We start from the raw sequence: 23,092 nt of genomic DNA, 5'->3' as shown, positions 1-23,092 counted from the left end.
CCCCGCGTCCTGGCACGCGTTGAACGGCCGGCCCTGCAGGCGCCAGGCGAACGGCTCGTGACAGCTTGGAGGTGCGACAGTACGGTGTCGCCCCCCGTGCGCCACGCCGTCCTGCTCCTCATCGCCTCCGTCCTGCTCTCCGCCTGCGCGGCCCCGAAGCCTGCCCCGGACGGTCCCCGCTCACCCGGAGCCGAGCCGCGCGTCTCGCTACCGACCGAGGACCCCACTTCCGTGGCAGGAGAGGAAGGGAGCCGACCCGCCCCGACAGCCGAGCGCGATGGCACGGAGCCCTCCGCCCCAGGGAGGCCGTCCTCCCAGCAGCCGGGCAGCGGACCGGCGTCTCCTGGCGATGGCCTGGCGGAGTCGCCAGGCCCGGGCCCTTCGGACAGCGGTCTGGCGTCCCCTGACGGTAGCGGGAACGCAGAGGGCCTGGCGGGGTCCCCTGGTTCGGGCACTGGGAAGGCGGCGGAGGGTACGTCGGCCACCGGCGCGCCTCCTGGCACGGCCGCTTCGGCGCAGGCCGCGCAGCCTCCGGAGGACCCGCTCGCGCAGGGCATCCCCACGCCCGGGGACCTCAAGCGCCTGGACTTCCGAGGCGGTGAGCCGCGTGTGCCCGTCCGGCTGATGGAGGGCCGGCGCGAGGTCACCTTCTCACCGCGAGGCCGGATGCGCCTGCGCTTCGGGGGGCCTGACGACAAGGTGCTCGACGCGGCGGCCGGAACGCGGTGGACGGTGCGGGTGACGCAGGGGACGCCCGCGGTGCTGTCCGCGCGTGTCCAACTGGCCGAGTTCCGCATCACCGACCGCGCGGGCATGCAAGCCGCCCTGGAGGCGTGGCGGGAGAAGGGCCTCGCGGTCCGCACCCAGGTCCTGGGCACCGTCTACGGCATCGCCGGGAAGGTCATCGACAACCGGCGCACCCTGCTCCTCGTGGACGAGGTGCTCACGCCCGAGGCGGCCGGCCGCAGGCAGGCGGAGCTGCTGCGGAGCCACGGCGCCCAGACGACCCTGTTCGAAGAGGTTCGGACCCCGGCCAGCGCCATCCTCGAGGTCCGCGACGAGTCAGGCGCCGTGGTGGGCCTGGCCCAGGACCGGCTGGACGCGGAGACGCCGGATGGCGCGGGCTTCGACGTGCGGCAGGTGGAGTACGGCGTCGGCTACGACTTCCATGGATTCGAGGACCGCACCTTCCGGGGCGCGCTCCAGCTCGTCGTGGACCGGGCGGGCCTGCTGGCCGTGGTCAACGTGGTGCCGCTGGAGGACCTGCTGAAGGGGCTCGTGCCCGCGGAGATCTTCGCGCGCGCCCACCCGGAGGCCCTGAAGGCCCAGGCCGTCACCGCCCGGGGCGAGGTGCTGGCCAAGGTGGGCATCAAGCACCTGGCGGACCCCTACCTGCTCTGCTCCGAGCAGCACTGCGCCGTCTACCGGGGCCGCACGGGTGAGGCGGCGAGCACCACGGCCGCCGTGGAGGCCACCCGCGGCGAGGGCCTCTTCAACGAGGAAGGCCGGCTGGTGGACTCCGTCTACAGCGCCGTCTGCGGCGGCCACACCGAGGACAACGACGTGGTGTGGGGCGGGCCCCCGGACCCCAGCCTCCGGGGCCGCCCGGACGTCATCGGCCCGGTGGGCGGCCATCGCCTGCCCGCCAGCCTGGAGCGCTGGCTGACGGCCAGCCACCTGCCCGCCGCCTGCCGCCTCTCCAGCTTCGCGCAGCCCAGCAAGTTCCGCTGGGAGAGGCGCTTCACGGCCGAGCAGGTGGACGCGCGCCTGAAGCGGCTGGGCGTTGGCCACGTCCAGGCGCTCGCGCTGACGGACCGGGGCGTCTCCGGCCGGGCGAGCGTGCTGACGGTGTCCGGCGACAAGGGCGCCACCCAGGTCCGGGGCGAGCTGAACATCCGCCGCCTGTTCGGCATGCTCAACAGCAGCATGGCCGTGGTGGAGGCCGAGCGGGACGCCGAGGGCCGGCTCACCGGCTGGCTTTTCCGTGGCGGGGGGTGGGGGCACGGCGTAGGAATGTGCCAGACGGGCGCCATTGGCCGGGCGGAGGCCGGGCAGCGCTACCAGGACATCCTCCGTCACTACTTCAACGGTGCCGAGGTGGCTCCCATCTATTGAGGCCGGAAGGGGTTATCCTGCAAACCGGTGCGCGGCTCGCGAATCGACGTCCCACTTCACCTGTTCAGCCGCGAACGCGACGGGACTAGTCCGCCCGTCCGGAGGTTTATCATCCCGCCGTGAGCACGGGTTCTCCATCCAGCTGGCGCCGCCGGAGGCGGCAGACGTCATCGGCGGGGCGGTTCGCCGCGGCGGTGGCGCTCGCCCTGCTCATCCACGCCATCTATGTGGGCACCCTGCTGCTGACCAGCTCGCTCCAGGGTGAGCCGGTGGCGCGCAAGCCCGCGACGCGGCCCACCTCCGTGGCCGTGCGCCCGCTCACCGCGGAGCAGTGGGCGCAGAATCGCGGCAAGGCGTCGCCCCAGACGAAGTCCCAGACGTCCGAGCGGACCCGCGCGCAGGAGAAGAAGCCGGAGGAGAAGAAGCCCGAGGAACCACCCAAGGGCCAGGTGGTGGACGTCGCGCCTGGCAACAACGAGGTGGACCCGAACGCCAAGTACCTCGCGGAGAGCAACAACCGGGTGAACAAGGAGACGCGCGCCCGGGAGCAGACGCCCTTCTACCGGAACGCCATGCCCCAGCGGACGGCGCCGCAGAACCAGGAGGGGCAGAACACGGACGCCCAGACTCCGCCCCGGCTGGCCGGCAACAACGGCATGGGCAACGACGACCGGCCCGTGGCCCAGGGCGGTCAGAAGCCCGCCTTCGAGATTCCCGACGCGCGCCGGAAGAGCGAGGTGGCCATGAAGACGGACCCCACGTCGCCGGGGCCGGGCGTGGAGGTGCACAACCAGAGCGAGAGCGACGAGGTGGTGGGCAACTCCAAGCGCCTCAACATCCAGCCGGGCACTGGCGGCGAGGAGGCGGGCTCCGCCGGACGCGCGGGTGCTCCGGGGCTGGCGTCGCTGGCGCCGTCGCGCGCCGTCATGGACAAGATTCTCGGCGCCGCGCCCAATGACCACCTGCAGGACGCCGAGGAGGGCGACGAGACCCTCCTCAACACGCGCGAGTGGAAGTACGCCAGCTTCTTCAACCGCGTGAAGCAGAGCGTGGGCATGCACTGGAACCCCAACGAGCAGCTGCGCCGCAGGGACCCCACCGGCGGCATCTACACGGGCAGGGACCGGTACACGCTGTTGGAAATCACGCTCGACGAGCGCGGCCAGCTGACGGACATCCAGGTGGAGAAGAGCAGCGGCCTGGACTTCCTGGACTTCGAGGCGGTGTCCTCCTTCAAGCGCGCGCAGCCCTTCCCCAACCCGCCGCCGGGCCTCCTGTCGGAGGACTCCAAGGTGAAGTTCCAGTTCGGCTTCTTCATGGAGATGGGGGGCGGGCCCCGGATGCGGCTGTTCCGCCAGCCCAACTGAGCGCCCCGCGACTGCGGGCTTCTCCACGTCCGGCCGCACACCCTCTCGCGGCCGGGCACGCTTCCCACTACGGTGCCGCGCCGTGGAAGCGACGCTCTCCGACCGAAACCTCGCGCAGCAGGAGCGGAACCGGAAGGTCCGAAACGTGCTGCTGGGCATCCTCGCCGCCAACTGGGTGGTGGCCGGCGCCAAGCTGGCCTTCGGCATGCTCAGCCAGTCCGCGGCGGTGACGGCGGACGGGCTGCACTCCTTCATTGACGGGGGCTCCAATGTGCTGGGGCTGGTGGCCATGGGCGTGGCCTCCCGGCCCGCGGACGCGGACCACCCCTACGGACATGGCAAGTTCGAGGCGCTCGCGTCGCTGGGCATCGGCGCGATGATTGGCGTGGGCATGCTCGAGCTGGGGCGCATGGCGCTCGACTCGGTGCTCAACGACACGCACCCGCAGGTGACGGGTACCATGGCGGCGGTCATGGCCTTCACCCTGGTGGTGAACCTGGTGGTGACGCGCGTGGAGCGCCACTACGGGCGCAAGTACAAGAGCGCCCTGCTGCTGGCGGATGCGAGCCACACGATGTCCGACGTCTACGTCACCCTGGCGGTGCTGGGCTCCCTGGGCCTGGTGTGGCTGGGCTACCCGCGCGCGGACGGGCTGATTGCGCTGGTCGTCATGGTCTTCGTGGCGTGGGTGGCCTACGGCATCGTCCGGCAGGCGGTGGGCATCCTCTCCGACACCGCCCGGCTGGACCCGGACGAGGTGAAGCGGCACACCCTGGCGATACCCGGCGTGCGCTCCTGCCGCGACGTGCGCAGCCGCGGCATGGAGGAGAGCGTCTACGTGGACCTGAAAATCGAGGTCGACCCGCAGCTCACCACCGCGCAGGCCCATGAGATGGCGGACCGCGTGGAGCGGACGCTCCAGGCCGCCTACCCCCAGGTGGTGGACGTGGTGGTGCACGTCGAGCCCGACCGGGCCATGGCCTCGACGGCGTAGAAAGGCGAAGGCCGCCTCCCCATGAAGGGAAGCGGCCTCCTGGGACTTCCGGAACGCCAGGGGCGTCAGGCCGTGGCGGCCTTCGGCTCCGGCGTCATGTAGTCCTCGATGGGCGGGCACGAGCACACCAGCTTGCGGTCGCCCAGCACGCTGTTGAGCCGCCCCACCGAGGGCCAGAACTTGTTCTCACGCACCCACGGCGTCGGGAAGACAGCCTGCTCCCGCGAGTACGGCCGGTTCCACTCCGGCGCGGTGGCGACGCGCGAGGTGTGCGGGGCGTGCTTCAGGACGTTGTTGTCCTTGGGCATGCGGCCCTCCTCGATGTCGCGAATCTCCTGGCGGATGGCGATCATCGCGTCACAGAAGCGGTCCAGCTCCGCCTTGGACTCGCTCTCCGTGGGCTCGATCATCAGCGTGCCCGCCACCGGGAAGGACACCGTGGGCGCGTGGAAGCCGTAGTCCATGAGGCGCTTGGCCACGTCCTCCACCTCGATGCCGGCCGTCTTCTTCAGCGGGCGCAGGTCCACGATGCACTCGTGCGCCACCTTGCCCCGCTTGCCCCGGTACAGCACCGGGTAGTGCGGGTGCAGCCGCTCGGCGATGTAGTTGGCGTTGAGGATGGCCAGCTTGGTGGCCTGCGTGAGGCCCTCGCCGCCCATCATCGCGATGTACATCCAGGAGATGAGCAGGATGCTCGCGCTCCCCCACGGCGCCGCGGAGATGGCGCCGATGGCCTCCGAGCCGCCCGTCTGGATGACGGGGTGCCCCGGCAGGAACTTCACCAGGTGGCTGGCCACGCAGATGGGCCCCATGCCCGGGCCGCCGCCGCCGTGCGGGATGCAGAACGTCTTGTGCAGGTTGATGTGGCACACGTCCGCGCCAATCAGGCCCGGCGCCGTGAGGCCCACCTGCGCGTTGAGGTTCGCGCCGTCCATGTACACCTGGCCGCCACGCTCGTGGACGATGGCGCAGATTTCGCGAATCTCCTCCTCGAACACGCCGTGGGTGGACGGGTACGTCACCATCAGCGCGGCGAGCGCGTCCTTGTGCGCATCCGCCTTGGCCCGCAGGTCGTCCAGGTCGATGTTGCCGTTCTCGTCGCACTTCGTGACGACGACCTTGTAGCCCGCCATCACCGCCGAGGCCGGGTTGGTGCCGTGCGCGGAGGACGGAATCAGGCACACGTCCCGGTGCCCCTGGCCGCGGCTCTGGTGGTACGCGCGGATGACGAGCAGGCCCGCGTACTCACCCTGGCTGCCCGCGTTGGGCTGCAGCGAGCACCCGGCGAAGCCCGTCACCTGCGTCAGCATCTGCTCCAGCTGCTCGAAGATGACCTTGTAGCCGGCCGCCTGCGAGGTGGGCGCGAACGGGTGCAGCCGGCCGAACTGCGGCCACGTCACCGGAATCATCTCCGCGGTGGCGTTGAGCTTCATGGTGCAGCTGCCCAGCGGAATCATCGAGTGCGTGAGGGACAGGTCCTTCGCCTCGAGCCGCCGGATGTAGCGCAGCATCTCCGTTTCGGAGTGGTAGCTGTTGAAGACGGGGTGCGTGAGGTACGCGCTGGCGCGGCGCAGGGCCGGCTCCACCGGGCTCTCCACGCCGTCGCCCGCCAGGTCCGCCAGGTTCGGCGGCGCGCAGGACTTGCCGGCGCCGATGACGAAGGCCCCCAGGATGTCCTCCACGTCGGAGGGCCGCGTCGTCTCGTCCAGGGACAGGCCCAGCGTCTTCTCGTCGATGCGGCGGAAGTTCATCCGCGCCGCCTCGGCGGCCCCCAGCACGCCGCGAACCTGCGGCGGCGACAGCTCCACGCGCAGCGTGTCGAAGAACTGCTCGTGCTTCACCTTGAAGCCCAGCTTCGCCAGGCCGCGCGCCAGCAGCACCGTGAGGCCGTGCACGCGCTCGGCGATGGCCTTCAGGCCCCGCGGCCCGTGGTAGACGGCGTACATGCTGGCGATGACGGCCAGCAGCACCTGCGCGGTGCAGATGTTGCTCGTCGCCTTCTCGCGGCGGATGTGCTGCTCGCGCGTCTGGAGCGCCATGCGCAGCGCGCGGCGGCCCTGCGCGTCCTCGGACACGCCGATGATACGGCCGGGCATGACGCGCGTGTACGCGTTCTTCGTGGCGAAGTAGCCGGCGTGCGGACCGCCGTAGCCCATGGGCACGCCGAAGCGCTGGGCGCTGCCCACCGCCACGTCCGCGCCGAACTCGCCCGGCGGTGTCAGCAGCGTGAGGCTCAGCAGGTCCGCGGCCACCACCAGCAGGCCGCCCGCCGCGTGCACCTGCTCCGCGAAGGCGCGGTAGTCGTGCACGGCGCCGTCGGTGGCCGGGTACTGCACCAGCGCGCCCACGAACTTCTTCGAGCCCAGGTCCACGGTGCGGTGGTCGCCCACCACCACCTCCACGCCCAGCGGCTGGGCGCGGGTGCGAACCACGTCCACCGTCTGCGGATGGCAGGCCTCGGAGACGAAGAAGGCGGCGCTGGCGTCGTCGCCCTTGACGTGGAGCGCCAGGGCCATGGCCTCGGCGGCGGCGGTGCCCTCGTCGAGCAGCGAGGCGTTCGCCACCTCCAGGCCCGTCAGGTCCATCACCATCGTCTGGAAGTTGAGCAGGGCTTCCAGCCGGCCCTGCGCAATCTCCGCCTGGTAGGGCGTGTACTGGGTGTACCAGCCCGGGTTCTGGAAGATGTTGCGGAGGATGACGTTCGGCGTGTGCGTGTCGTGGTAGCCCATGCCGATGAAGGACCGGAACACCTGGTTCTTCGCGGCGATGGACTCCAGGGCCGCCAGCAGCTCGTGCTCCCCCCGCGCCGGAGCGAGCTTCAAGGGCTCCCTGGCGCGGATGGCGGGCGGGACGGCCTGGTCGATGAAGGCATCGAGCGAGTCCACGCCCAGCGCGGACAGCAGCTGCTTCAGCTCGGTGTCATCCGGACCGATGTGACGGCCGGCAAACGGCTCCTGGTACTTCCAGTTCAAGGACATGGCGTTGGGGCTCGCGGGCGAGTCGTGAGTCGAGAAGTCGAGGACCGTGCCTAACAGCCAGTCCCCGCCGCTTCACTCTCAGGCGTTCTTGACCAGCTCGGCGTAAGCGGCGGCATCCAGGAGACCGTCCACCTGCTTGGGGTCCGAGGGCTCGATCTCCACGAGCCAGCCGGCGCCGTAGGGGTCGTCGTTCACCTGGGACGGGTTGTCCGTCAGGCTGTCGTTCACCTTCACCACCGTGCCCGACAGGGGCGAGAACAGCTCGGACACCGCCTTGGTGGACTCGATGGTGCCCACCGAGGCGCCGGCCGTCACCTTGGCGCCCACCTTGGGCAGCTCCACGTACACCACGTCACCCAGGGACGTCTGGGCGTGGTCCGTCACGCCCACCACCACCACGTTGCCCTGAGCGCGGGCCCACTCGTGCTCACGGGTGTACTTCAGGTCGCCAGGAATGTTGTCGGCCATGTCGGTGCTCCTGTCTGGAACGGGGATGCTTCAGGGCTTCTTGTAGAACGGCGTCTTCACCACCACCGCGGGCACGGCGCGGCCGCGGATGTCCACGTCGAAGGTCGAGCCCTCCGCGGACAGCTCCGCCGGCACGTAGCCGATGCCGATGGCCTTCTTCACCGAGGGGCCCATGGTGCCGCTGGTCACCTCGCCCACCTTGGCGCCGTCCTTCAGGATGGCGTAGCCGTGGCGGGGGATGCCGCTGCCGGTGAGCTCGAAGCCCACCAGCTTGCGCTTCACGCCCGAGGCCTTCTGGGCCACCAGCGCTTCCTTGCCAATGAAGGCCGGCTTGTCGAGCTTGACGATCCACCCCAGCCCGGCCTCGAGCGCGGTGTGCTGGTCGTCGATGTCGTTGCCGTACAGCGCGTACTTCATCTCCGTGCGCAGGCTGTCACGCGCGCCCAGGCCGCACGGCTTCACGCCGTCCTGCTGGCCCTCGGTGAGCAGCGCGTCCCACAGCGCCACCGCGTCCTTCGCGGCGCAGTACAGCTCGAAGCCGTCCTCACCGGTGTAGCCGGTGCGGGAGATGATGCTCGGGATGCCGGCGACCTCGCCCTCCGCGAAGCGGTAGGTGCCAATCTTCGACACGTCCGTCTTCGTCAGGCGCTGCACCAGGCCCGCGGCCTTGGGGCCCTGCACGGCGATCTGCGCGTAGTCGTCGCTGCGGTCCACGGGCGTGACGCCCCTGGCGTGCGCCTTCATCCACGCGAAGTCCTTCTCGCGGTTGCTGGAGTTGACGCAGATGAGGATGCGCTCGGGGCTGAAGCGGTAGGCGACGACGTCGTCCACGAAGGTGCCCCGCTCGTCGAGCAGGCCCGCGTAGACGGCCTGCCCGTCCGCGATGCGGGCCAGGTCGTTGGAGATGAGCGCGTTGACCGTGTCCAGGGCGCCGGGACCGGTGAACTCCACCTCGCCCATGTGCGAGACGTCGAACAGGCCCACGGCCGTGCGCACGGCCTCGTGCTCGCCGATGATGGAGGTGTACTGGACGGGCATGTCCCAGCCAGCGAAGTCGACCATCCTGGCCCCCAGCTTGCGGTGAGCCTCGTTGAGGGGCGTTTGCCGGGCCATCTTCTTCTCCTGGAGGGGTGTGGAAAACGGCGCGGACTATAGCCGCGAGACTTGCCCGATCAAGGACGACGCGGAGCGTCTAGACTGGGGGCGACATGAAGATTCGTAATCGGTTGAATCCCTCGGACCCGTGCTTCTCCTTCGAGTTCTTTCCGCCCCGAACGGAGGAAGGCGAGGCCAACCTGCTCAAGGCCCTGGAGGACCTGGCGTCCCTGCAGCCCGGGTTCGTGTCGGTGACCGAGGGCGCGGGCGGCAGCACGCGCGCCAAGACGGTGGAGCTGGTGCTGCGCATCAAGCAGGAGACGGGCATCGAGGCCATGGCCCACCTGACCTGCGGGGGCCACGCCCCCGACGAGCTGCGCTCCGTGCTGCAGCGGCTCGAAGCCGCGAAGGTGGACAACATCCTGGTGCTCCGCGGAGACCCGCCCCAGGGCCAGACGCGCTTCGAGCCCCAGCCCGGCGGCTTCCGCTACGCGTCGGAGATGGTGCGATTCATCCGAGAAGAGGATTTCAACTTCTGCCTGGGGGGAGCGTGCTATCCGGAGGGCCACGTGGAGACGCCCTCGCGTGACGACGACCTGCGTCATCTCAAGGCGAAGGTGGACGCGGGCCTGGACTTCGTGGTGACGCAGCTCTTCTTCGACAACGCGTTCTACTTCGACTTCGTGGAGCGGGCGCGGCGCGCGGGCATCAACGTCCCCATCGTCCCCGGCATCATGCCCATCACCAACTACGAGCAGATTCAGCGGTTCACGCGCCTGTGCGGCGCCACCGTGCCCATGCGCCTGGCGTTGCAGCTCGAGAAGGTGAAGGACCAGCCGGACGCGGTTGCCCAGCTCGGCGTGGCCCACGCCACGGTGCAGTGCATGGAGCTGCTGTCCCGGGGTGTCCCCGGCATCCACTTCTACACGCTCAACAAGTCCCCGGCGACGCGGATGATTGTGAGCGCACTGAGAGCCCGTTCATGAGTGGTCCTGGAATCCAGCTGCCCAAAGACGACCCGCGCAACAAGGTCCTCAACATCATCCGTCCGCCCGCCTTCTTCCTGCTGTGCGTGGGCGTGCTCAACGTCATCTACAACATCGCGGGCTTCATCCTGGCGGCGCTGAAGGTGACCTCGCCCTTCGTCCCCGCGGGCGCCGAGGCGAACACGCTGGAGCTGACGCCAGCGCTGGCGCTGATGCTGGTGGTGGGCATCCTCTGCGGCGTGCTCTCCGCCTGGGGCGCCATCAGCGCGCTCAACCTGCGCGGCTATGGCCTGGCCACGGTGGGCGGCATCACCGCGCTCTACATCCTCTCCCCCGGCTGCGTCATCGGCGTGCCGGTGGCCATCTGGATGCTCTTCACGCTGCGCCGGGAAGGCGTGCGTGAGGCCTTCACCGTCTGAGCGTTCAAAACGCGGCGGTTGGCCTCCGTACCAACCGCAAGGAATTGATGGTCAGGCTACACCGCCGGCCCGCGCCCGCACACGCCGCCGCGGGCCGGCGCTCCCTCTGACGGAGCGCCTGCTCTGTTCACCACTGGGGCTCCCGCTGCCCCGGGGTAGCAGCCGTGCGGGCTTTCACCCTTCCTCGGATTCCCTCACGTTCGTAGCCACACGAGGGGCGCGAGGACCGGGCGCCTCCTCCCTGCAGGGGAGTGGCCATGATTGCGTTCGAGGTCGAGCGGGACACGCCTGAACCTTTGACGGAGCTGGCTCGGCGCTTGAGCCGCGCGGAGGACAATGACCGGGCCCGGGGCATGTTCTTCCTGGGCGCGCTGGACGTCGTGCGCAAGGAAGCGGGCGAGGCCGCCGCGGCGCGATGTCTGGCCGCCTCGCGCGAGCGCTCCTTCGTGCCCTTCTTCCTGTACCCCATCACCAGCTTCCTGCGGCTGTCGTACAGCGCCGCGGGGCTGCTGGCGCCCAGGCTCGGCGGCTTCGAGTCGGCGATGCGGACCATGGGCGCCCGCTCCGCCCAGGACTTCCTGAGCACCGTGGTCGGGCGCAGCTTCCTGGCGCTCGCCGGCGGGTGCCCGCGCCGGCTCGTCAGCAACCTGCCCTCTGGCTACAGCACCGCCGTCAGCTACGGCGAGCGGGACGTGGCGTGGCTGGGCGAGCGCCAGGGCCGCGTCAGCATGTTCCGCGACTTCATGCCGCACAGCTACCACGAGGGGGTGCTGCGGGCCGCGCTGGAGGCCATTGGCGCCCGCGACACGTACATCCACGGGCGCGCGATGGGCCTGCTGGACAGTGAGTACGTGGTGTCCTGGCGCTAGACGGCCACCTCAGCGCCGGAGCCGCCCGCGGGGAGGCAGAGGGTGAAGACGCTGCCCTCCCCTTCCCGGCTCTCCACGCGCAGGGTCCCTCCGTGCTGCCGCACCGTGCTGGCCACCACCGACAGGCCCAGCCCGGTGCCCGCGGGCTTGGTGGTGAAGAGCGGCTCGAAGATGCGCTCCTGCATGGGCTCCGGAATGCCCATGCCGTTGTCGGACACGCGGATGATGAAGGGGCTGCCTTCGCCGCCCTCCGCGCTCACCTCCACGCGCCCCGCGCGGCCCTGCGGCATGGCCTCCACCGCGTTCTGCACCAGGTTGATGAGCACCTGGCGCAGCAGCTCGCGGTCCACCCAGGGCGGCTCCAGGCTCGCGGGCACGTTGTTGAGGATGCGCACGTCCTCGCGGCGAGGCACCACGTCGAGCACCTCCTCCATCAGCGCGTGCAGCGAGCAGGGCCGCAGCGTCAGCGGGCGCTCGCGCGCGAAGTCCAGCAGCTCCGAGGAGATGCGCGAGCACACCTCCAGCTCGCGCTCGATGATCTCCAGGAAGCGCTGCAGGCGCTGGTCCGCCAGCGTCACGTCCAGCTTGCGCAGGTGGCGGACCACCACGGCGTTGGCGGTGCGCGCGGCGGCCAGCGGGTTGCGCAGCTCGTGGCTCACCGTCGCCGTCATGCGCCCCACCGCCGCCAGCTTCTCCACCCGGGCCGCCTGCTCGCGGTAGGAGCTCAGCTCGCGCCGCACGCGCGCCAGGGCGTGCTCGTGGTCCACGCGCTCGCTCGCGTAGGCGCCCTCCAGGAGCACCTGCTGCACCGCCACCCGCCGCATCTCACGCAGCGTCTCGCGGCACGCAATCACCAGCACCCCGTTGACGAACACCATCCAGAAGGAGTGCTCCAGGAAGCGCCACCATGCGGGGTTGGCCACGCCGAAGATGGACTCTGGCCACCAGATGCCCCGCAGGCAGTGCTCCACCACCGCCGTGACGGTGGCCGTGGCCATCACCGCCGGGTCCCGGTAGAAGGCCAGGAACGCGAGCGAGCCGAAGACATAGAAGTGCGTCTCGATGCGCCCGCCCGTCAGGTGGATGAAGAGCGCAGCCCACAGCATCTGCGCCACCGCCACCACATGACGGGTGGCGACGTCGCCCGGGCGCACGTGCACCAGCACCAGCGGGAAGGCGGACAGCAGCCCACCCAACAACGCCGCCACCTGTAGGTGGGGGTGCACTTCGCGCGACGTCCCCTGCCAGGCAAAGGGAGAGAGCACGGCCGCCACGGCGATGGCCACCAGCCACTGTCCGACCATCAACGCGGCGAAGCGGGAATCGACCCGCCGGCGCACCGCCTCCAGGTGTTCCCCCAGCAGCGCGTCCACCCGCGCATCCAGCGCGCCCTCTTCCCCATCGCGCAGCATGCTGTCGGAAGCCTCCGCTGACACGGTCCCCTCCGTCCGCACGTCCTCCACGCGTGTATGGCCGAATCGCCCCCGAAACACAGGCGCGCCCACATCCTGGTCAATCATTCCGTGACTCACCCCGGCCATACCGGCCCCCCCGGATGAGTCGCCATCCTAACCCCTTACACACCCCTGGCAATCCAAACTTGTCGGAATAAGCAGACTGTCGCGACAAAAACATGCAACTCGCCCTGAGGGCTCGCTGATGACGCCGTGAAACACGCGCTTATCCCATCCATCCATCCACAGGGATTGAACAAGGATTGAACACTCAGGCCGCATGAAGCACCGGCGCCGAGCCCGGAGGCGTGACGCCACGTGGAGCGCCTCCCCGCTTCATGTCGCGCCCGCGACGTGCCCGAGCAGCTTCTGCAGGAGGGGCTGCATCAATTCCCGGCCGCGCAATGCCTCACGCCACCGCGCGGGGATGCCCTGCACACCATGGATGAGCCCCGCGATACCTCCGGCCACCGCGGCCGTGGTGTCGGTGTCTCGTCCCAGACGTACCGCGGCCTTCACCACCTGCTCATACGTGTTTCCTTCTACGACGCACTGGCGTGCCGAGCGCAGGCAATCCACGACGTACCCCGAGCCCGTGCCGCGCGCCGTCTCCCAGCCCGGTGGCAGCACGTGCGTGTCCAGCTCGGTGCGGGCCTCGAAGCCTTCCGGGTACAAGGCCCGGAAGGTCTCCACGGCGTCCGTCCACGCGTCCCCGGAGCCTTCCAGGATGCGCCGCGCCCACAGGCAGTACAGCGCGCAGCACACCTGCGAGCGCATGTGCCCGTGGGTGATGCGCGACTGGGTCATCGCATCCGACGCCAGCTTCGCGTCGCTGCCCTCATGCCAGAGCGCCAGGGGCAGCACGCGCATGAGCGAGCCATTGCCATTGTCCCGCTCGCCCGTGGGCCCTGCCAGGAGCGCGGGCGTCCCGGCGTAGAGGGCGCCCAGCGCCGTGCGTGTCTGGATGCCCACGTCGAACACCTGGCCATCCACCGCGAGGTAGCCCCACTCCAGCCAGTTCACCAGCCGCCGCCCCAGGTCCTCCGGATCCAACCGGCCGCGGTAGAGCAACGAGTCCAGCAGACACAGCGCATGCGCGCCGTCGTCGGACCAGGTGCCCGGCGGCACGCCGTCATGCGCCCGCGCGAAGCCCGCCGGGGGCTGGAGCTCGATGAGCTCCGGCGATGGAATCTGCTCCGGCGCATGGAACTCGTAGGGCACGCCCAGGGCATCTCCCACGAGCAATCCCTGAAGGCCTCCGGTGATGCGCTCCGCCTTGCTCGGCATGATGGTGCCCTCCCGCATGAGGCGCGGCGCGCCACCTTAGGGCGGCCCCCGACGGGCGTACAGCGGAGGCCCGACACAGAACGTCTGGCCCAGGGCGCTATTGCAACGAACTTGCACCGCTCCACCCCGCCATGCAGGCTCCCCACAACTTCCGGCTCGTGCCACGCCCCCTTCTTCCAAGGAGCCCTCATGTCCGCCGTGTCGCCCCTTGCGCAGCCCGAGGCCTGGAACCTCGTGGCCCCGGACTACGTACGAGAGCTGATGCCCACCTTCGAGACCTTCTCCCGGGACGCGCTCATCCGGGCTGGCGTCGTCCGGGGCACGCGCGTCGTGGACGTCGCCGCGGGCCCCGGCACGCTCGCGCTGCTGGCCGCGCGCAACGGCGCGCATGTGACGGCGGTCGACTTCGCGCCGGAGATGATTGCGGCCCTGCGCGCGCACGCCGCCGAGGCCCGGCTGGAGCTCGACGCGCTGGAGGGCGACGGCATGGCGCTGCCCTTCGAGACGCACACCTTCGACGCGGCCTTCTCCATGTTCGGCCTGATGTTCTTCCCGGACCGCGAGCGCGGCTTCCGGGAGCTCCACCGCGTGCTGAAACCGGGCGGGCGCGCCGTCGTGTCGAGCTGGACGCCCTTCGACCGCTCACGTGAGATGCGCGCGGTCTACGCCCCACTCTGGGAGCAGATGGGCGCGAAGCCGTCACAACCTGGCGCCGTCCCCCTGTCCGACCCCGACAGCTGTCAACGAGAGATGTCGGGCGCGGGCTTCGCCGACGTCTCCGTGCACGAGGTCGAGGGCCATATCGACTACCCCTCCACCGCGGCCATGGTGGATGCCACCACGCGCTCCAGTGCGCCCGTCGTGCTGGCCCGGAAGGCGCTCGGCGCGCGGTGGGACGAGCTGCTCTGGGCCATGCACGAGCACGCGCAGTCCGAGCTGGGCTCCGGCCCCCAGCGCGTCACGCTCACGGCCTACCTGACGGTGGGCGTCAAGCCGTAGCGGCGCTGGCGTCACGCCAGGGTGCGCTCGGCCGCCTCCAGCGTGTTGCGCATCAACATCGCAATCGTCATGGGGCCCACGCCCCCGGGCACGGGGGTGATGTACGCGGCGCGCTCGGCGGCCGTCGCGAACGCCACGTCCCCCACCAGCTTGCCGTCGGGCCCGCGGTTCATGCCCACGTCAATCACCACCGCGCCGGGCTTGATCCACTCGCCCTTCACCAGCTCGGCCACGCCCACGGCGACCACCAGGATGTCCGCGCCCTCCACCTCCCGGCGCACATCGCTCTTGCTGTGGCAGAGGGTCACCGTGGCGTTCTTCTGGAGCAGCATCAGCGCCATGGGCTTGCCCACGATGTTGCTGCGCCCCACCACCACGGCCCGCTTGCCCGCGGGGTCGCAGCCAATCTCCTCCAGCAGCCGCATCACGCCATAGGGCGTGCACGCGCGCGTCGTGGGTCGCCCCAGCATCAGGTTGCCCGCGTTGAGCGGATGGAAGCCGTCCACGTCCTTCTCCGGCTTCACGGCGGAGATGATGACGTCCGGGTCGATGTGCTTCGGCAGGGGGAGCTGCACCAGGATGCCGTGCACCGCCGGGTCCTCGTTGAGCCGGTGGACAAGGGCCAGCAGCCCGTCCTGGGAGATGTCCGCGTCCGGGTGGTGCTCCCAGGAGTGGAAGCCCACCTCCCCGGCGGCCTTCTTCTTGCCGTCGACGTACACCTTGGAGGCGGGGTCCTCCCCCACGCGCACCACCGCCAGGCCCGGCGTCAGGCCGTGCTCGCGCTTGAGCCGGTCGACCTCCGCCTTGACCTCCGCCCGGACCCGCGCCGCGACTGCCTTGCCATCAATCAACTGGGCCATGAGGCATGGCACTCTATGCGAAACTCCCCCGCCGGAAAGGGAGCGGAACCTCGGTCATGGGCGCAGGAACAGTTCTGGGAGGAATGCTGGGGCTGATGGGGGGGCTGCTCGTGGGCAGCCCGTGGGCCATCGTCCTGCTCCTCATCGTGGGCGGCTTCGCCGGGCGCTACTACGACTCCCTGAATGCGATGCCGCCCCAGGACCCGGAGGCCCTGTCGGACTTCTCGCCCACCTATGCCCTGGCGTACGACGAGGCGGCGCCTGCCGAGCGCGAGGAGGAACCCTACGAGCAGCTCGCCAGCGACCTGTGCGCCGTATTCGTCGAGGTGGCCCATGCCGACGGGGACGTCCGCCGCGATGAGGTGAAGGTGGTCCGCCGGTACTTCCAGCAGACGCTCGGGTACGGGCCCGAGGCCCTGGAGGTCGTCCGGCGCCACCTGAAGGCCTTCCTGGCCCACCCGCCCGACCTGGACGCCGCGGTGAGCGCCTGTGAGGCCCAGCTCCCCGCCGCAGAACGGCACCGGCTGCTCGACACGCTGTACGAGCTGGCGCTCGCCGATGGCGGCATGCAGCGCTCCGAGCGGGAAGTGCTGCGCCGGGTGGCCGAGGGCCTGGGCATCTCCGAGGCGGACGAGCACGCCATCATCGCCCTCCACCTGGGCGCGGGCGACGAGCACTACGCCGCCCTGGGACTGACGCCGGACGCCACCGACATCGAGGTGAAGCGCGCCTTCCGCCAGCTCGCCGCCGAGCTCCACCCCGACAAGTCCGCACACCTGGGCCGGCAGGCCGCCGAGCAGGCCGCCCGTCGCTTCCAGCAGGTTCGCGACGCCTACGAAGAGATTCGGCGCCTGCGCGGCCTGTAACGCCGGATTACATCCCCCACAGTCGCCCACGACGAGGACGCACCTCCCGCCATGAGTCAGCAGCGCAACGGTCCCAAGAAGAAGGAAGCGGCTTTCACCAACAACCCCTTCAAGTCCGCCATCCAGGTGATGAAGGACCAGGAGAAGAAGGAGGCGCAGGAGAAGGCCGCGGCGGAGGCCGCGAAGCGCAAGGCCGCGGCGGCACCGGCACCCCGCGCCGCGAAGGCCCCCAAGGTGCGTGAGGAGGACGAGGCCGCCCTCTTCTTCTCCGCCATGGACGGCGTGCAGCAGCTCACGAACCGGGGCGAGGCTCCCGCGCCCAACCCGCGGCTGCCGGACATCATCGATGAGAACGCGGAGGCGCTCGCGCAGCTCTCCGAGCTGGTCGCCGGCCAGGGTGATTTCGACTTCTCCGGCACGGACGAGTTCATCGAGGGCGCGGGCCCGGGCATCGACCGGAACCTGCTGCGCGCGCTGCGCCGGGGCGACTTCGCCATCCAGGGACAGCTGGACCTGCACGGGAAGACGCAGGCGGAGGCGCGCGACGCGCTGGAGCGTTTCCTCGGTGACAGCCGCCGCGCGAAGAAGCGCTGCGTGCTCGTCGTGCACGGCCGCGGTTTGAATTCCAAGGACCAGATTCCCGTGCTGAAGGAGCGGCTCAAGGGGTGGCTGTCGGAGAAGCGCATCGGCCGGATGGTGCTGGCGTTCGCTACCGCACGCCCTCAGGACGGAGGCACCGGCGCCGTGTACGTGCTGCTCCGGCGGTAGTCTTTACGCGCGCCCGGCACTGTGCATACATGCCGACATGGCACGCGATCTGATCGACCTGCACATCCACGTGGGTGGCGCCGTGGCGCCCCACATCCTCTGGTCCATCGCCCACCAGCAGGGTTTCAAGCTCCCGGTGAAGAACTACTTCGACTTCGTGGAGCTCATCACCTCACGTCCGGGAAAGGTGGGAAGCCTGGACGACTACCTGAAGATCCTCCACACCTGGACGGAGAAGATTCAATCCTCGCCCAGCGCGATCGAGCGCTCCGTCTACGAGGTCATCGGCAAGGAGTACCGCGGCAGCCGCGTGACGCAGATGGAGCTGCGCTTCAACCCGATGAAGCGCAACCTGAACTCGGAGCTGGACCTGGACCACATCATCCACGCCGCGCTGCGCGGCATGGACCGCGCGGTGCTGGAGTACGGCGTGAAGATGGGCCTCATCTTCTGCCTGGCCCGTGAGTTCGACCACCGGCTCAACAGCATCATCGTGGACAAGGCCATCAAGTACCGCACGCGCGGCGTCTACGGCATCGACCTGGCCGGTACGGAGACGAACGCCATGGAGCTGAGGCCTGAGGTCGTCACCCAGTACGAGGAGCTCTTCTCGCGGGCGCGCCGCGCCGGGCTCAAGTGCACGGTGCACACCGGCGAGACGCGCGGCACCGGCGCCGAGGGCGTCATGGCGGTGGTGGAGAAGCTCCAGCCGCACCGCATCGGCCACGGCATCCGCGCCGCCTACGACGAGCACGCGATGAAGGTGCTGCGCGAGCGCGACATCGTCCTGGAGCTGTGCCCCACGTCCAACCTGCACACCAAGGCCGTGGAGGGCGTGGAGGAGCTGCGCCACATCGTCCGCACCTTCTGGGACCGCAAGGTGAAGTTCACCATCAACACGGACGGCCCCTACCTGCTGGAGACGGACATGCGGCGGGAGATCGACCTCATCGAACAGAACGGCATCCTCACGCCCGAGCAGGTGAACCAGACGCTCGCGTGGGCCCGCGAAGCCTCGTTCATCCCCGCCTGAGCCTGACCATGTACGGACTCACCCGCTCGCTGCTCTTCCAGCTCTCCGCCGAGCGCGCACACCGGCTCGGCATGGCCGGGCTGCGCTACCTGGGCCGTTCGCGGGACCTGTGCGAGGCCCTCCGGGAGAGGGCCCTGGAGGGCGCCCCGCCCGGGCTGGCCGTGGAGGTGGCCGGCCTGCGCTTCGCCCACCCCGTGGCGCTGGCCGCGGGCCTGGACAAGGACGCCGAGGCCGTGGACGGCCTCTTCGCCTGCGGCTTCTCCGCGGTGGAGATTGGCACCCTCACGCCGCGGCCCCAGCCGGGCAACCCCAGCCCCCGCCTGTTCCGCCTGCCGGAGCACCGGGCCGTCATCAACCGGATGGGCTTCAACAACCACGGCGCCGCCCAGGCCGCCACGCGGCTGCGGATGCAGACGTGGCGCCCGGGCCCGCTGGGGGTGAACATCGGCAAGAACAAGGACACGCCGCTGGAGCACGCCGTGGACGACTACGTGGCCTGCGTGGACGCGCTGGCGCCGCTGGGTGACTACGTGGTGGTCAACGCCTCGTCCCCCAACACGCCGGGCCTGCGCAAGCTGCAGGAGCCCGAGCAGCTCAGCCAGCTTCTGGGCGCGGTCCAGGACCGCCTGGCCACCGTGGCCCCGGGCAAGCCGCTGTTCCTCAAGATTGCCCCGGACCTGACGCCCGAGGCCGTGGACGAGGTGGTGGACGTCGCGCGGGCCAGCAGGCTCGCGGGCCTCATCGCCACCAACACCACCCTGGCCCGCCCCTTCGAGCACCCGCTGGCGAAGGAAGCGGGCGGCCTGTCCGGCGCGCCCGTGCGCGAGCCGGCCAACGCCGTCATCCGCCGGGCCTGGCTGCGAAGCGGGGGCGCGCTCCCCATCATCGGCGTGGGCGGCGTCTTCACCGCCCAGGACGTCTACGAGAAGCTGCGCGCGGGCGCGTCCGTGGTGCAGGTCTACACGGGCTTCATCTACGAAGGGCCCGGCATGGTGGGGCACATCCTCCCCGCGCTGGCCACCCTGCTCGCCCGCGACGGCTTCAAGCAGGTCCGCGACGTCATCGGCGCCGAGCACCGGGCGCCCGCCGCACCGGCCAGCCCCCAGGCACCCGCCTGACGCACCAAGTCAATTCGCGGACAAAAAATGAGCGCTCGCCGGCGCCTTGGAGTTTCACCGGCGAGCGCCCCGGGCCCAGTGCTTGACGGGCCTCGAAAGCTATTCCTGCACGGCGAGCGAGCCGCTGACCGTGCTGACTTCCACCGCGTGGGTGCCCGCGCCATACGTCTTCTCGCGGCTGCCCAACCTCGCGGCGCTGTCGTTGAAACGACCACTGACAGAATTGAATTCCAACCTCACGTCCGCCCTGGCCGGCAGCTTCAGCCGGACATCCCCGCTCACCGTGGACACAGAAGTAGTCACGACCTTCCGTGGTGCCAACGTCACGCTGCCTTCCACCGTGCTGACGTCCAACCGCCCCTCGGAACCGTTCACTTCCACACGGCCGCCGACCGTCGCCAGCTCCTGAGCCCCCACCACTCCATTCACCGTCACCGGCCCGCCCACCGTCGCCACTTCCAGACGCGAGCCCCGAGGGACCTTCACCGAGAACCGCACGGCCCCAACCTTCCGACGGCACGTGCTCATCGCTTCTTCACACGGACCGCAGCACACCCGCGCCCGGATGGCGTCTCCCTCTTGGACGACCTCCACCTCGAGTTCGTTCCGGGATTTCTCCGCGCCTTCCCTAACAACCTCGAAAACCGCGCCATTCCCGTCTACCGCATCTACGCGCACCGCGCCATCAACATTGGCGATGTGAACTTCAGGCGTACCGTCCGTGTCGAACTTCCACGTCTGGGTGGCTGGCGCGGCGGCGAGAACGAGCAGCAAGGGCAGGACCATGTGGGGCTCCGGGGGAGGGATGACTCCCCCTCCCTACGCCCTGGACCCACCCTCATTGCGCCCGACGGAGACGCAGTATCCACGCCGCTCTGACATGCCTCAGGCGGCCGCCCCCCGGGCGATGCGCTGGTACAGCGTGTCATGGCGCCGGACCATCTTCTCCAGCGACAGCTCCCGCGCCACGAAGTCCCGCGCCGCCTGCCCCATCTCTCTCGCCTTCTCGGGATTCGAGAGCAAGTGGCGGAAGGCCTGGGCGAGCTGTGCGGGGCGCTCGGGCTCCACCACCAGGCCCCGCTCGCCGTCGCGGATGAGGTCGGGGTTGCCGCCCACGCGAGTCACCACCATGGGGAGGCCCGCGGCCATGCCCTCCATCACCGCGTTGGACATGCCCTCCGCGGTGGAGCAGAGGACGCCGAAGGTGGCCCGGGCGTAGATGGCGGGCACGTCGGTGCGATGCCGAAGGAAGTGCACGGTATCGGACACCCCCAGCTCCCCGGCCAGCTTCTCCAGGTCGGGCCGACGCGGGCCGTCCCCCACCAGGAAGGCATGCAGCGTCAGGCCCTCGTGGCGCAGCATGGCCAGCGCGAGCAGCAGGTCCTCCTGCCGCTTCACCGGGTGGTTCATGTTGGCCACGTGGACCACCACGGGCGCGCCGCCCGCGTCGGGCAGCGGGCCCCGCAGGCCCTCGCGCTGGCGGGCCTCGAAGCGCGGCAGGTCCAGGCCGTTGTGGATGACGGACACGCGCGAGGCGGGCAGCCCCTCCTCGGTGATGAGCTGGTTGCGGATGGCCTCCGCGTTGCCAATCACGTGGTCGGCCATGCGCGTCAGCCGCGCGTGCACCGCGCGCCGTGCCTTGCCCTGCCAGTGCGACAAGTCCAGCCGGCCGACAATCACCTTGGTGCCCGCCAGCTTCGCCGCCGGCACCGCCACCATCGTGGAGTAGAAGTCGTGCACGTGCACCAGCTCCACGCGGTTCCGCCGGAGCCAGCGCGCCATCCGGTACACCTGATACGCCGTGTTCGCCTGCACCACCGAGCCCTTGAGCGGGAAGGCCTCGGGCGCGTGGCCCAGCTTCCACACCGCGCCAATCAACGGCCCCGAGTCATCCAGGACGGACACCTGCAACCGATAGCTGGGGGGCAGGCCCCGCAGCAGCTCCAGCACCTGCACCTCGGTCCCTCCAATGTGGAACGACCGGGTGAACTGCACCAGGCGGAGGGGCTCTCGCCCCATCCGCGCTTCCTCACGCCGCATGTCCGGACCCCTCCCACGTCGCCACCACCGGCTCGCGCGGAGCCGGAACCCGTTGCATGTCGGCCGCGGCTGCCTCCGACGCGCGCGCGATGCGGTGCGCCGCCGCCGCCAACCCGAAGAGCACGTAGCAGTGCGCGGACAGGATGTAGCCGGAGAACAAGTCACATACGAGGTAGCCCGCCACCGACGCCGACAGCGCCCGCGCCAGCCAGCCAATCTCCTTGTCCCGCGACGCCTCGAAGGCGCCGCCCGCGGCCCCTCCCGCGAACACCATGAAGAACAGCAGGCCCACCCACCCCAGCTCGCCGATGACGTCCAGGAAGATGTTGTGGGCCACGTAAGCCCGGCGCGCCTCGGGCGGCGCGTACATGGGCCACGCGTAGCGGAAGCCACCCGCGCCCACGCCCAGCAGCGGCTTGTCCAGGCTCATGCGGCTGGCCACCTGCCACGCGTAGACGCGGCCCATCGCGGACGCATCCTCGTGGAACTCGGTCACCGTCTCGTTGCGCTGCCAGAAGCTCTGCGGCGCGAAGACGAGCAGGCCCAGCACGAAGACCGAGCCCACGACAATGGCCTGGATGCGGCGCTTCTCGCGGATGGCCCACAGCGCCATCGCCACCGACAGGCCGATGAAGCCGCCGCGCGAGTGCGAGACGACGATGGCCGCCACCGACAGCCCCGCCGCCGTCAGGCACGCCAGCCGCCACACCCAGTTGCTGCCCCGGCGCGCGACGAAAGCCACCGCCAGCGGCACCACCAGCGCCAGGTTCATGGCCATGTGGTTCGGGTCCGCGTAGACGCCCACCCAGCGCGCGCGGAAGCCCTCCACCAGGTCCTCGCCCACGAGGTACCAGTTGATGGCGCCAATGGACGTCACCACCGAGGCCAGCACCATGGCGCCGCACACCACCGCCAGCCGCCTGCCCGTGGTGATGACGTTGACGAAGGTGAGGTAGATGGCCGTCAGCTTCAGCAGCTCGATGCCCGTGGCGCTCGTCACCTCCGGGTTCACCGACCAGCCGATGGACGCCACCGCCAGCGCGGAGAAGGCGATGAGCGCCATGCCCCGCGAGCCATCCACGTAGAGCGGCTCCGCCCTTCCCAGGCGGCGAATCACCATGAGCCCCGCCGCCACGCCGGACGTCACCAGCGCGAGGCGCAGCGGCTCGAGCGCCGGTATCCACTCACCCGGCGCCGCGTACATCACCGCCGCGAAAGCGGTCAGCGCATAGAAGGCCCACACGTCACGGCGCTGCCCCTGCTCTCCCAGCACCATTCACCCCACCTCCCGGCAGTTGCGTCGCGCACCAATACGCGTGCCTGGGCGAAAGCAGAGGACATGCCAGGGGCCCCATCGGGCAAAGCCCTGAATCTTC

The 23,092-nt window shown here is 70.2% G+C and carries 20 protein-coding genes; 11 read left to right on the top strand and 9 right to left on the bottom strand.

Annotated features, from left to right (window positions below):
* Positions 1–57 precede the first annotated feature (57 nt).
* The 3 genes from VZL07_RS30325 to VZL07_RS30315 all read left to right on the top strand — a co-directional run bounded on the left by VZL07_RS30325 (position 58) and on the right by VZL07_RS30315 (position 4,476).
* Positions 58–2,115: a SpoIID/LytB domain-containing protein gene (locus tag VZL07_RS30325; protein WP_426751430.1), complete on the top strand. Its 2,058-nt coding sequence runs from the start codon at positions 58–60 to the stop codon at positions 2,113–2,115.
* A 119-nt stretch (positions 2,116–2,234) separates the two neighbouring features.
* A complete protein-coding gene (locus tag VZL07_RS30320) occupies positions 2,235–3,482 on the top strand; it encodes a TonB family protein (protein ID WP_426751429.1) in 1,248 nt (415 codons plus the stop codon).
* Positions 3,483–3,564: 82 nt separating this feature from the next.
* Positions 3,565–4,476: a cation diffusion facilitator family transporter gene (locus VZL07_RS30315; protein WP_426751428.1), complete on the top strand. Its 912-nt coding sequence runs from the start codon at positions 3,565–3,567 to the stop codon at positions 4,474–4,476.
* A gap of 65 nt (positions 4,477–4,541) precedes the next feature.
* On the opposite strand, the gene gcvP is transcribed toward VZL07_RS30315, so the two are convergent.
* From gcvP to gcvT, 3 genes are all read right to left on the bottom strand, one after another.
* Positions 4,542–7,454, bottom strand: a complete 2,913-nt coding sequence (gcvP, locus tag VZL07_RS30310) for an aminomethyl-transferring glycine dehydrogenase (RefSeq protein WP_426751427.1) — start codon at positions 7,452–7,454, stop codon at positions 4,542–4,544.
* Between the two features lie 78 nt (positions 7,455–7,532).
* Complete coding sequence (gene gcvH, locus VZL07_RS30305; RefSeq protein ID WP_426751426.1) at positions 7,533–7,922, bottom strand: glycine cleavage system protein GcvH; 390 nt, start codon at positions 7,920–7,922, stop codon at positions 7,533–7,535.
* A 30-nt stretch (positions 7,923–7,952) separates the two neighbouring features.
* On the bottom strand, positions 7,953–9,035 hold the full coding sequence (gene gcvT / locus VZL07_RS30300; RefSeq protein WP_426751425.1) for a glycine cleavage system aminomethyltransferase GcvT: 1,083 nt from the start codon (positions 9,033–9,035) through the stop codon (positions 7,953–7,955).
* A gap of 95 nt (positions 9,036–9,130) precedes the next feature.
* Here gcvT and metF point away from each other — a divergent pair, with 95 nt between their 5' ends.
* From metF to VZL07_RS30285, 3 genes are all read left to right on the top strand, one after another.
* Positions 9,131–10,003: a methylenetetrahydrofolate reductase [NAD(P)H] gene (gene metF, locus VZL07_RS30295; RefSeq protein WP_426751424.1), complete on the top strand. Its 873-nt coding sequence runs from the start codon at positions 9,131–9,133 to the stop codon at positions 10,001–10,003.
* Positions 10,000–10,422 (top strand): hypothetical protein, encoded by a 423-nt coding sequence (locus VZL07_RS30290; protein WP_426751423.1) that lies wholly within the window; start codon positions 10,000–10,002, stop codon positions 10,420–10,422. Before metF ends, VZL07_RS30290 begins: the two co-directional genes overlap by 4 nt.
* 257 nt (positions 10,423–10,679) lie before the next feature.
* On the top strand, positions 10,680–11,291 hold the full coding sequence (locus VZL07_RS30285; RefSeq protein ID WP_426751422.1) for a DUF2378 family protein: 612 nt from the start codon (positions 10,680–10,682) through the stop codon (positions 11,289–11,291).
* Here VZL07_RS30285 and VZL07_RS30280 read toward each other — a convergent pair.
* Both VZL07_RS30280 and VZL07_RS30275 read right to left on the bottom strand, forming a co-directional pair.
* Positions 11,288–12,811, bottom strand: a complete 1,524-nt coding sequence (locus VZL07_RS30280; RefSeq protein ID WP_426751421.1) for a sensor histidine kinase — start codon at positions 12,809–12,811, stop codon at positions 11,288–11,290. The genes VZL07_RS30285 and VZL07_RS30280 overlap by 4 nt on opposite strands.
* A gap of 270 nt (positions 12,812–13,081) precedes the next feature.
* Complete coding sequence (locus tag VZL07_RS30275; RefSeq protein WP_426751420.1) at positions 13,082–14,032, bottom strand: ADP-ribosylglycohydrolase family protein; 951 nt, start codon at positions 14,030–14,032, stop codon at positions 13,082–13,084.
* Positions 14,033–14,221: 189 nt separating this feature from the next.
* Here VZL07_RS30275 and VZL07_RS30270 point away from each other — a divergent pair, with 189 nt between their 5' ends.
* Positions 14,222–15,031, top strand: coding sequence for a class I SAM-dependent methyltransferase (locus VZL07_RS30270; RefSeq protein ID WP_426751419.1), 810 nt, complete (start codon positions 14,222–14,224; stop codon positions 15,029–15,031).
* Between the two features lie 11 nt (positions 15,032–15,042).
* Here the strand turns inward: VZL07_RS30270 and folD are convergent, their stop codons facing one another.
* Complete coding sequence (gene folD, locus VZL07_RS30265; protein WP_426751418.1) at positions 15,043–15,891, bottom strand: bifunctional methylenetetrahydrofolate dehydrogenase/methenyltetrahydrofolate cyclohydrolase FolD; 849 nt, start codon at positions 15,889–15,891, stop codon at positions 15,043–15,045.
* A 56-nt stretch (positions 15,892–15,947) separates the two neighbouring features.
* Between folD and VZL07_RS30260 the strand changes: the two genes are divergently transcribed.
* The 4 genes from VZL07_RS30260 to VZL07_RS30245 are packed head-to-tail and all read left to right on the top strand — an operon-like array spanning position 15,948 to position 19,676.
* Positions 15,948–16,757, top strand: coding sequence for a TerB family tellurite resistance protein (locus VZL07_RS30260; RefSeq protein WP_426751417.1), 810 nt, complete (start codon positions 15,948–15,950; stop codon positions 16,755–16,757).
* 51 nt (positions 16,758–16,808) lie between these two features.
* Complete coding sequence (locus VZL07_RS30255) at positions 16,809–17,525, top strand: Smr/MutS family protein (RefSeq protein ID WP_426751416.1); 717 nt, start codon at positions 16,809–16,811, stop codon at positions 17,523–17,525.
* 37 nt (positions 17,526–17,562) lie between these two features.
* Positions 17,563–18,558 (top strand): adenosine deaminase, encoded by a 996-nt coding sequence (locus tag VZL07_RS30250; protein WP_426751414.1) that lies wholly within the window; start codon positions 17,563–17,565, stop codon positions 18,556–18,558.
* A gap of 8 nt (positions 18,559–18,566) precedes the next feature.
* Positions 18,567–19,676: a quinone-dependent dihydroorotate dehydrogenase gene (locus tag VZL07_RS30245; protein WP_426751413.1), complete on the top strand. Its 1,110-nt coding sequence runs from the start codon at positions 18,567–18,569 to the stop codon at positions 19,674–19,676.
* Positions 19,677–19,775: 99 nt separating this feature from the next.
* Here the strand turns inward: VZL07_RS30245 and VZL07_RS30240 are convergent, their stop codons facing one another.
* The 3 genes from VZL07_RS30240 to exoJ all read right to left on the bottom strand — a co-directional run bounded on the left by VZL07_RS30240 (position 19,776) and on the right by exoJ (position 22,992).
* Positions 19,776–20,462: a DUF4097 family beta strand repeat-containing protein gene (locus tag VZL07_RS30240; RefSeq protein WP_426751411.1), complete on the bottom strand. Its 687-nt coding sequence runs from the start codon at positions 20,460–20,462 to the stop codon at positions 19,776–19,778.
* Between the two features lie 99 nt (positions 20,463–20,561).
* Positions 20,562–21,716 carry a spore coat polysaccharide biosynthesis glycosyltransferase ExoK gene (gene exoK / locus VZL07_RS30235; protein ID WP_426751410.1) on the bottom strand — a complete coding sequence of 385 codons (1,155 nt, stop codon included), beginning with the start codon at positions 21,714–21,716 and terminating at the stop codon, positions 20,562–20,564.
* A complete protein-coding gene (exoJ, locus tag VZL07_RS30230; protein ID WP_426751408.1) occupies positions 21,706–22,992 on the bottom strand; it encodes a spore coat polysaccharide polymerase ExoJ in 1,287 nt (428 codons plus the stop codon). Before exoJ ends, exoK begins: the two co-directional genes overlap by 11 nt.
* Positions 22,993–23,092 lie beyond the last annotated feature (100 nt).

The sequence above is a fragment of the Pseudomyxococcus flavus genome (genome assembly GCF_050038885.1).
Lineage (GTDB): Bacteria > Myxococcota > Myxococcia > Myxococcales > Myxococcaceae > Myxococcus > Myxococcus flavus.
The sequence above is the reverse complement of the archived record's forward strand: the minus strand, read 5'-3'. Positions and strand labels throughout refer to the sequence as shown.

Excerpts from the sequence above, each read along its gene's own strand:
- gcvP (WP_426751427.1), bottom strand. The coding sequence starts at position 7,454 with ATGTCCTTGAACTGGAAGTACCAGGAGCCGTTTGCCGGCCGTCACATC.
- gcvH (WP_426751426.1), bottom strand. The coding sequence starts at position 7,922 with ATGGCCGACAACATTCCTGGCGACCTGAAGTACACCCGTGAGCACGAG.
- gcvT (WP_426751425.1), bottom strand. The coding sequence starts at position 9,035 with ATGGCCCGGCAAACGCCCCTCAACGAGGCTCACCGCAAGCTGGGGGCC.
- metF (WP_426751424.1), top strand. The coding sequence starts at position 9,131 with ATGAAGATTCGTAATCGGTTGAATCCCTCGGACCCGTGCTTCTCCTTC.
- VZL07_RS30290 (WP_426751423.1), top strand. The coding sequence starts at position 10,000 with ATGAGTGGTCCTGGAATCCAGCTGCCCAAAGACGACCCGCGCAACAAG.
- VZL07_RS30285 (WP_426751422.1), top strand. The coding sequence starts at position 10,680 with ATGATTGCGTTCGAGGTCGAGCGGGACACGCCTGAACCTTTGACGGAG.
- VZL07_RS30280 (WP_426751421.1), bottom strand. The coding sequence starts at position 12,811 with ATGATTGACCAGGATGTGGGCGCGCCTGTGTTTCGGGGGCGATTCGGC.
- VZL07_RS30275 (WP_426751420.1), bottom strand. The coding sequence starts at position 14,032 with ATGCCGAGCAAGGCGGAGCGCATCACCGGAGGCCTTCAGGGATTGCTC.
- VZL07_RS30270 (WP_426751419.1), top strand. The coding sequence starts at position 14,222 with ATGTCCGCCGTGTCGCCCCTTGCGCAGCCCGAGGCCTGGAACCTCGTG.
- folD (WP_426751418.1), bottom strand. The coding sequence starts at position 15,891 with ATGGCCCAGTTGATTGATGGCAAGGCAGTCGCGGCGCGGGTCCGGGCG.
- VZL07_RS30260 (WP_426751417.1), top strand. The coding sequence starts at position 15,948 with ATGGGCGCAGGAACAGTTCTGGGAGGAATGCTGGGGCTGATGGGGGGG.
- VZL07_RS30255 (WP_426751416.1), top strand. The coding sequence starts at position 16,809 with ATGAGTCAGCAGCGCAACGGTCCCAAGAAGAAGGAAGCGGCTTTCACC.
- VZL07_RS30250 (WP_426751414.1), top strand. The coding sequence starts at position 17,563 with ATGGCACGCGATCTGATCGACCTGCACATCCACGTGGGTGGCGCCGTG.
- VZL07_RS30245 (WP_426751413.1), top strand. The coding sequence starts at position 18,567 with ATGTACGGACTCACCCGCTCGCTGCTCTTCCAGCTCTCCGCCGAGCGC.
- VZL07_RS30240 (WP_426751411.1), bottom strand. The coding sequence starts at position 20,462 with ATGGTCCTGCCCTTGCTGCTCGTTCTCGCCGCCGCGCCAGCCACCCAG.
- exoK (WP_426751410.1), bottom strand. The coding sequence starts at position 21,716 with ATGCGGCGTGAGGAAGCGCGGATGGGGCGAGAGCCCCTCCGCCTGGTG.
- exoJ (WP_426751408.1), bottom strand. The coding sequence starts at position 22,992 with ATGGTGCTGGGAGAGCAGGGGCAGCGCCGTGACGTGTGGGCCTTCTAT.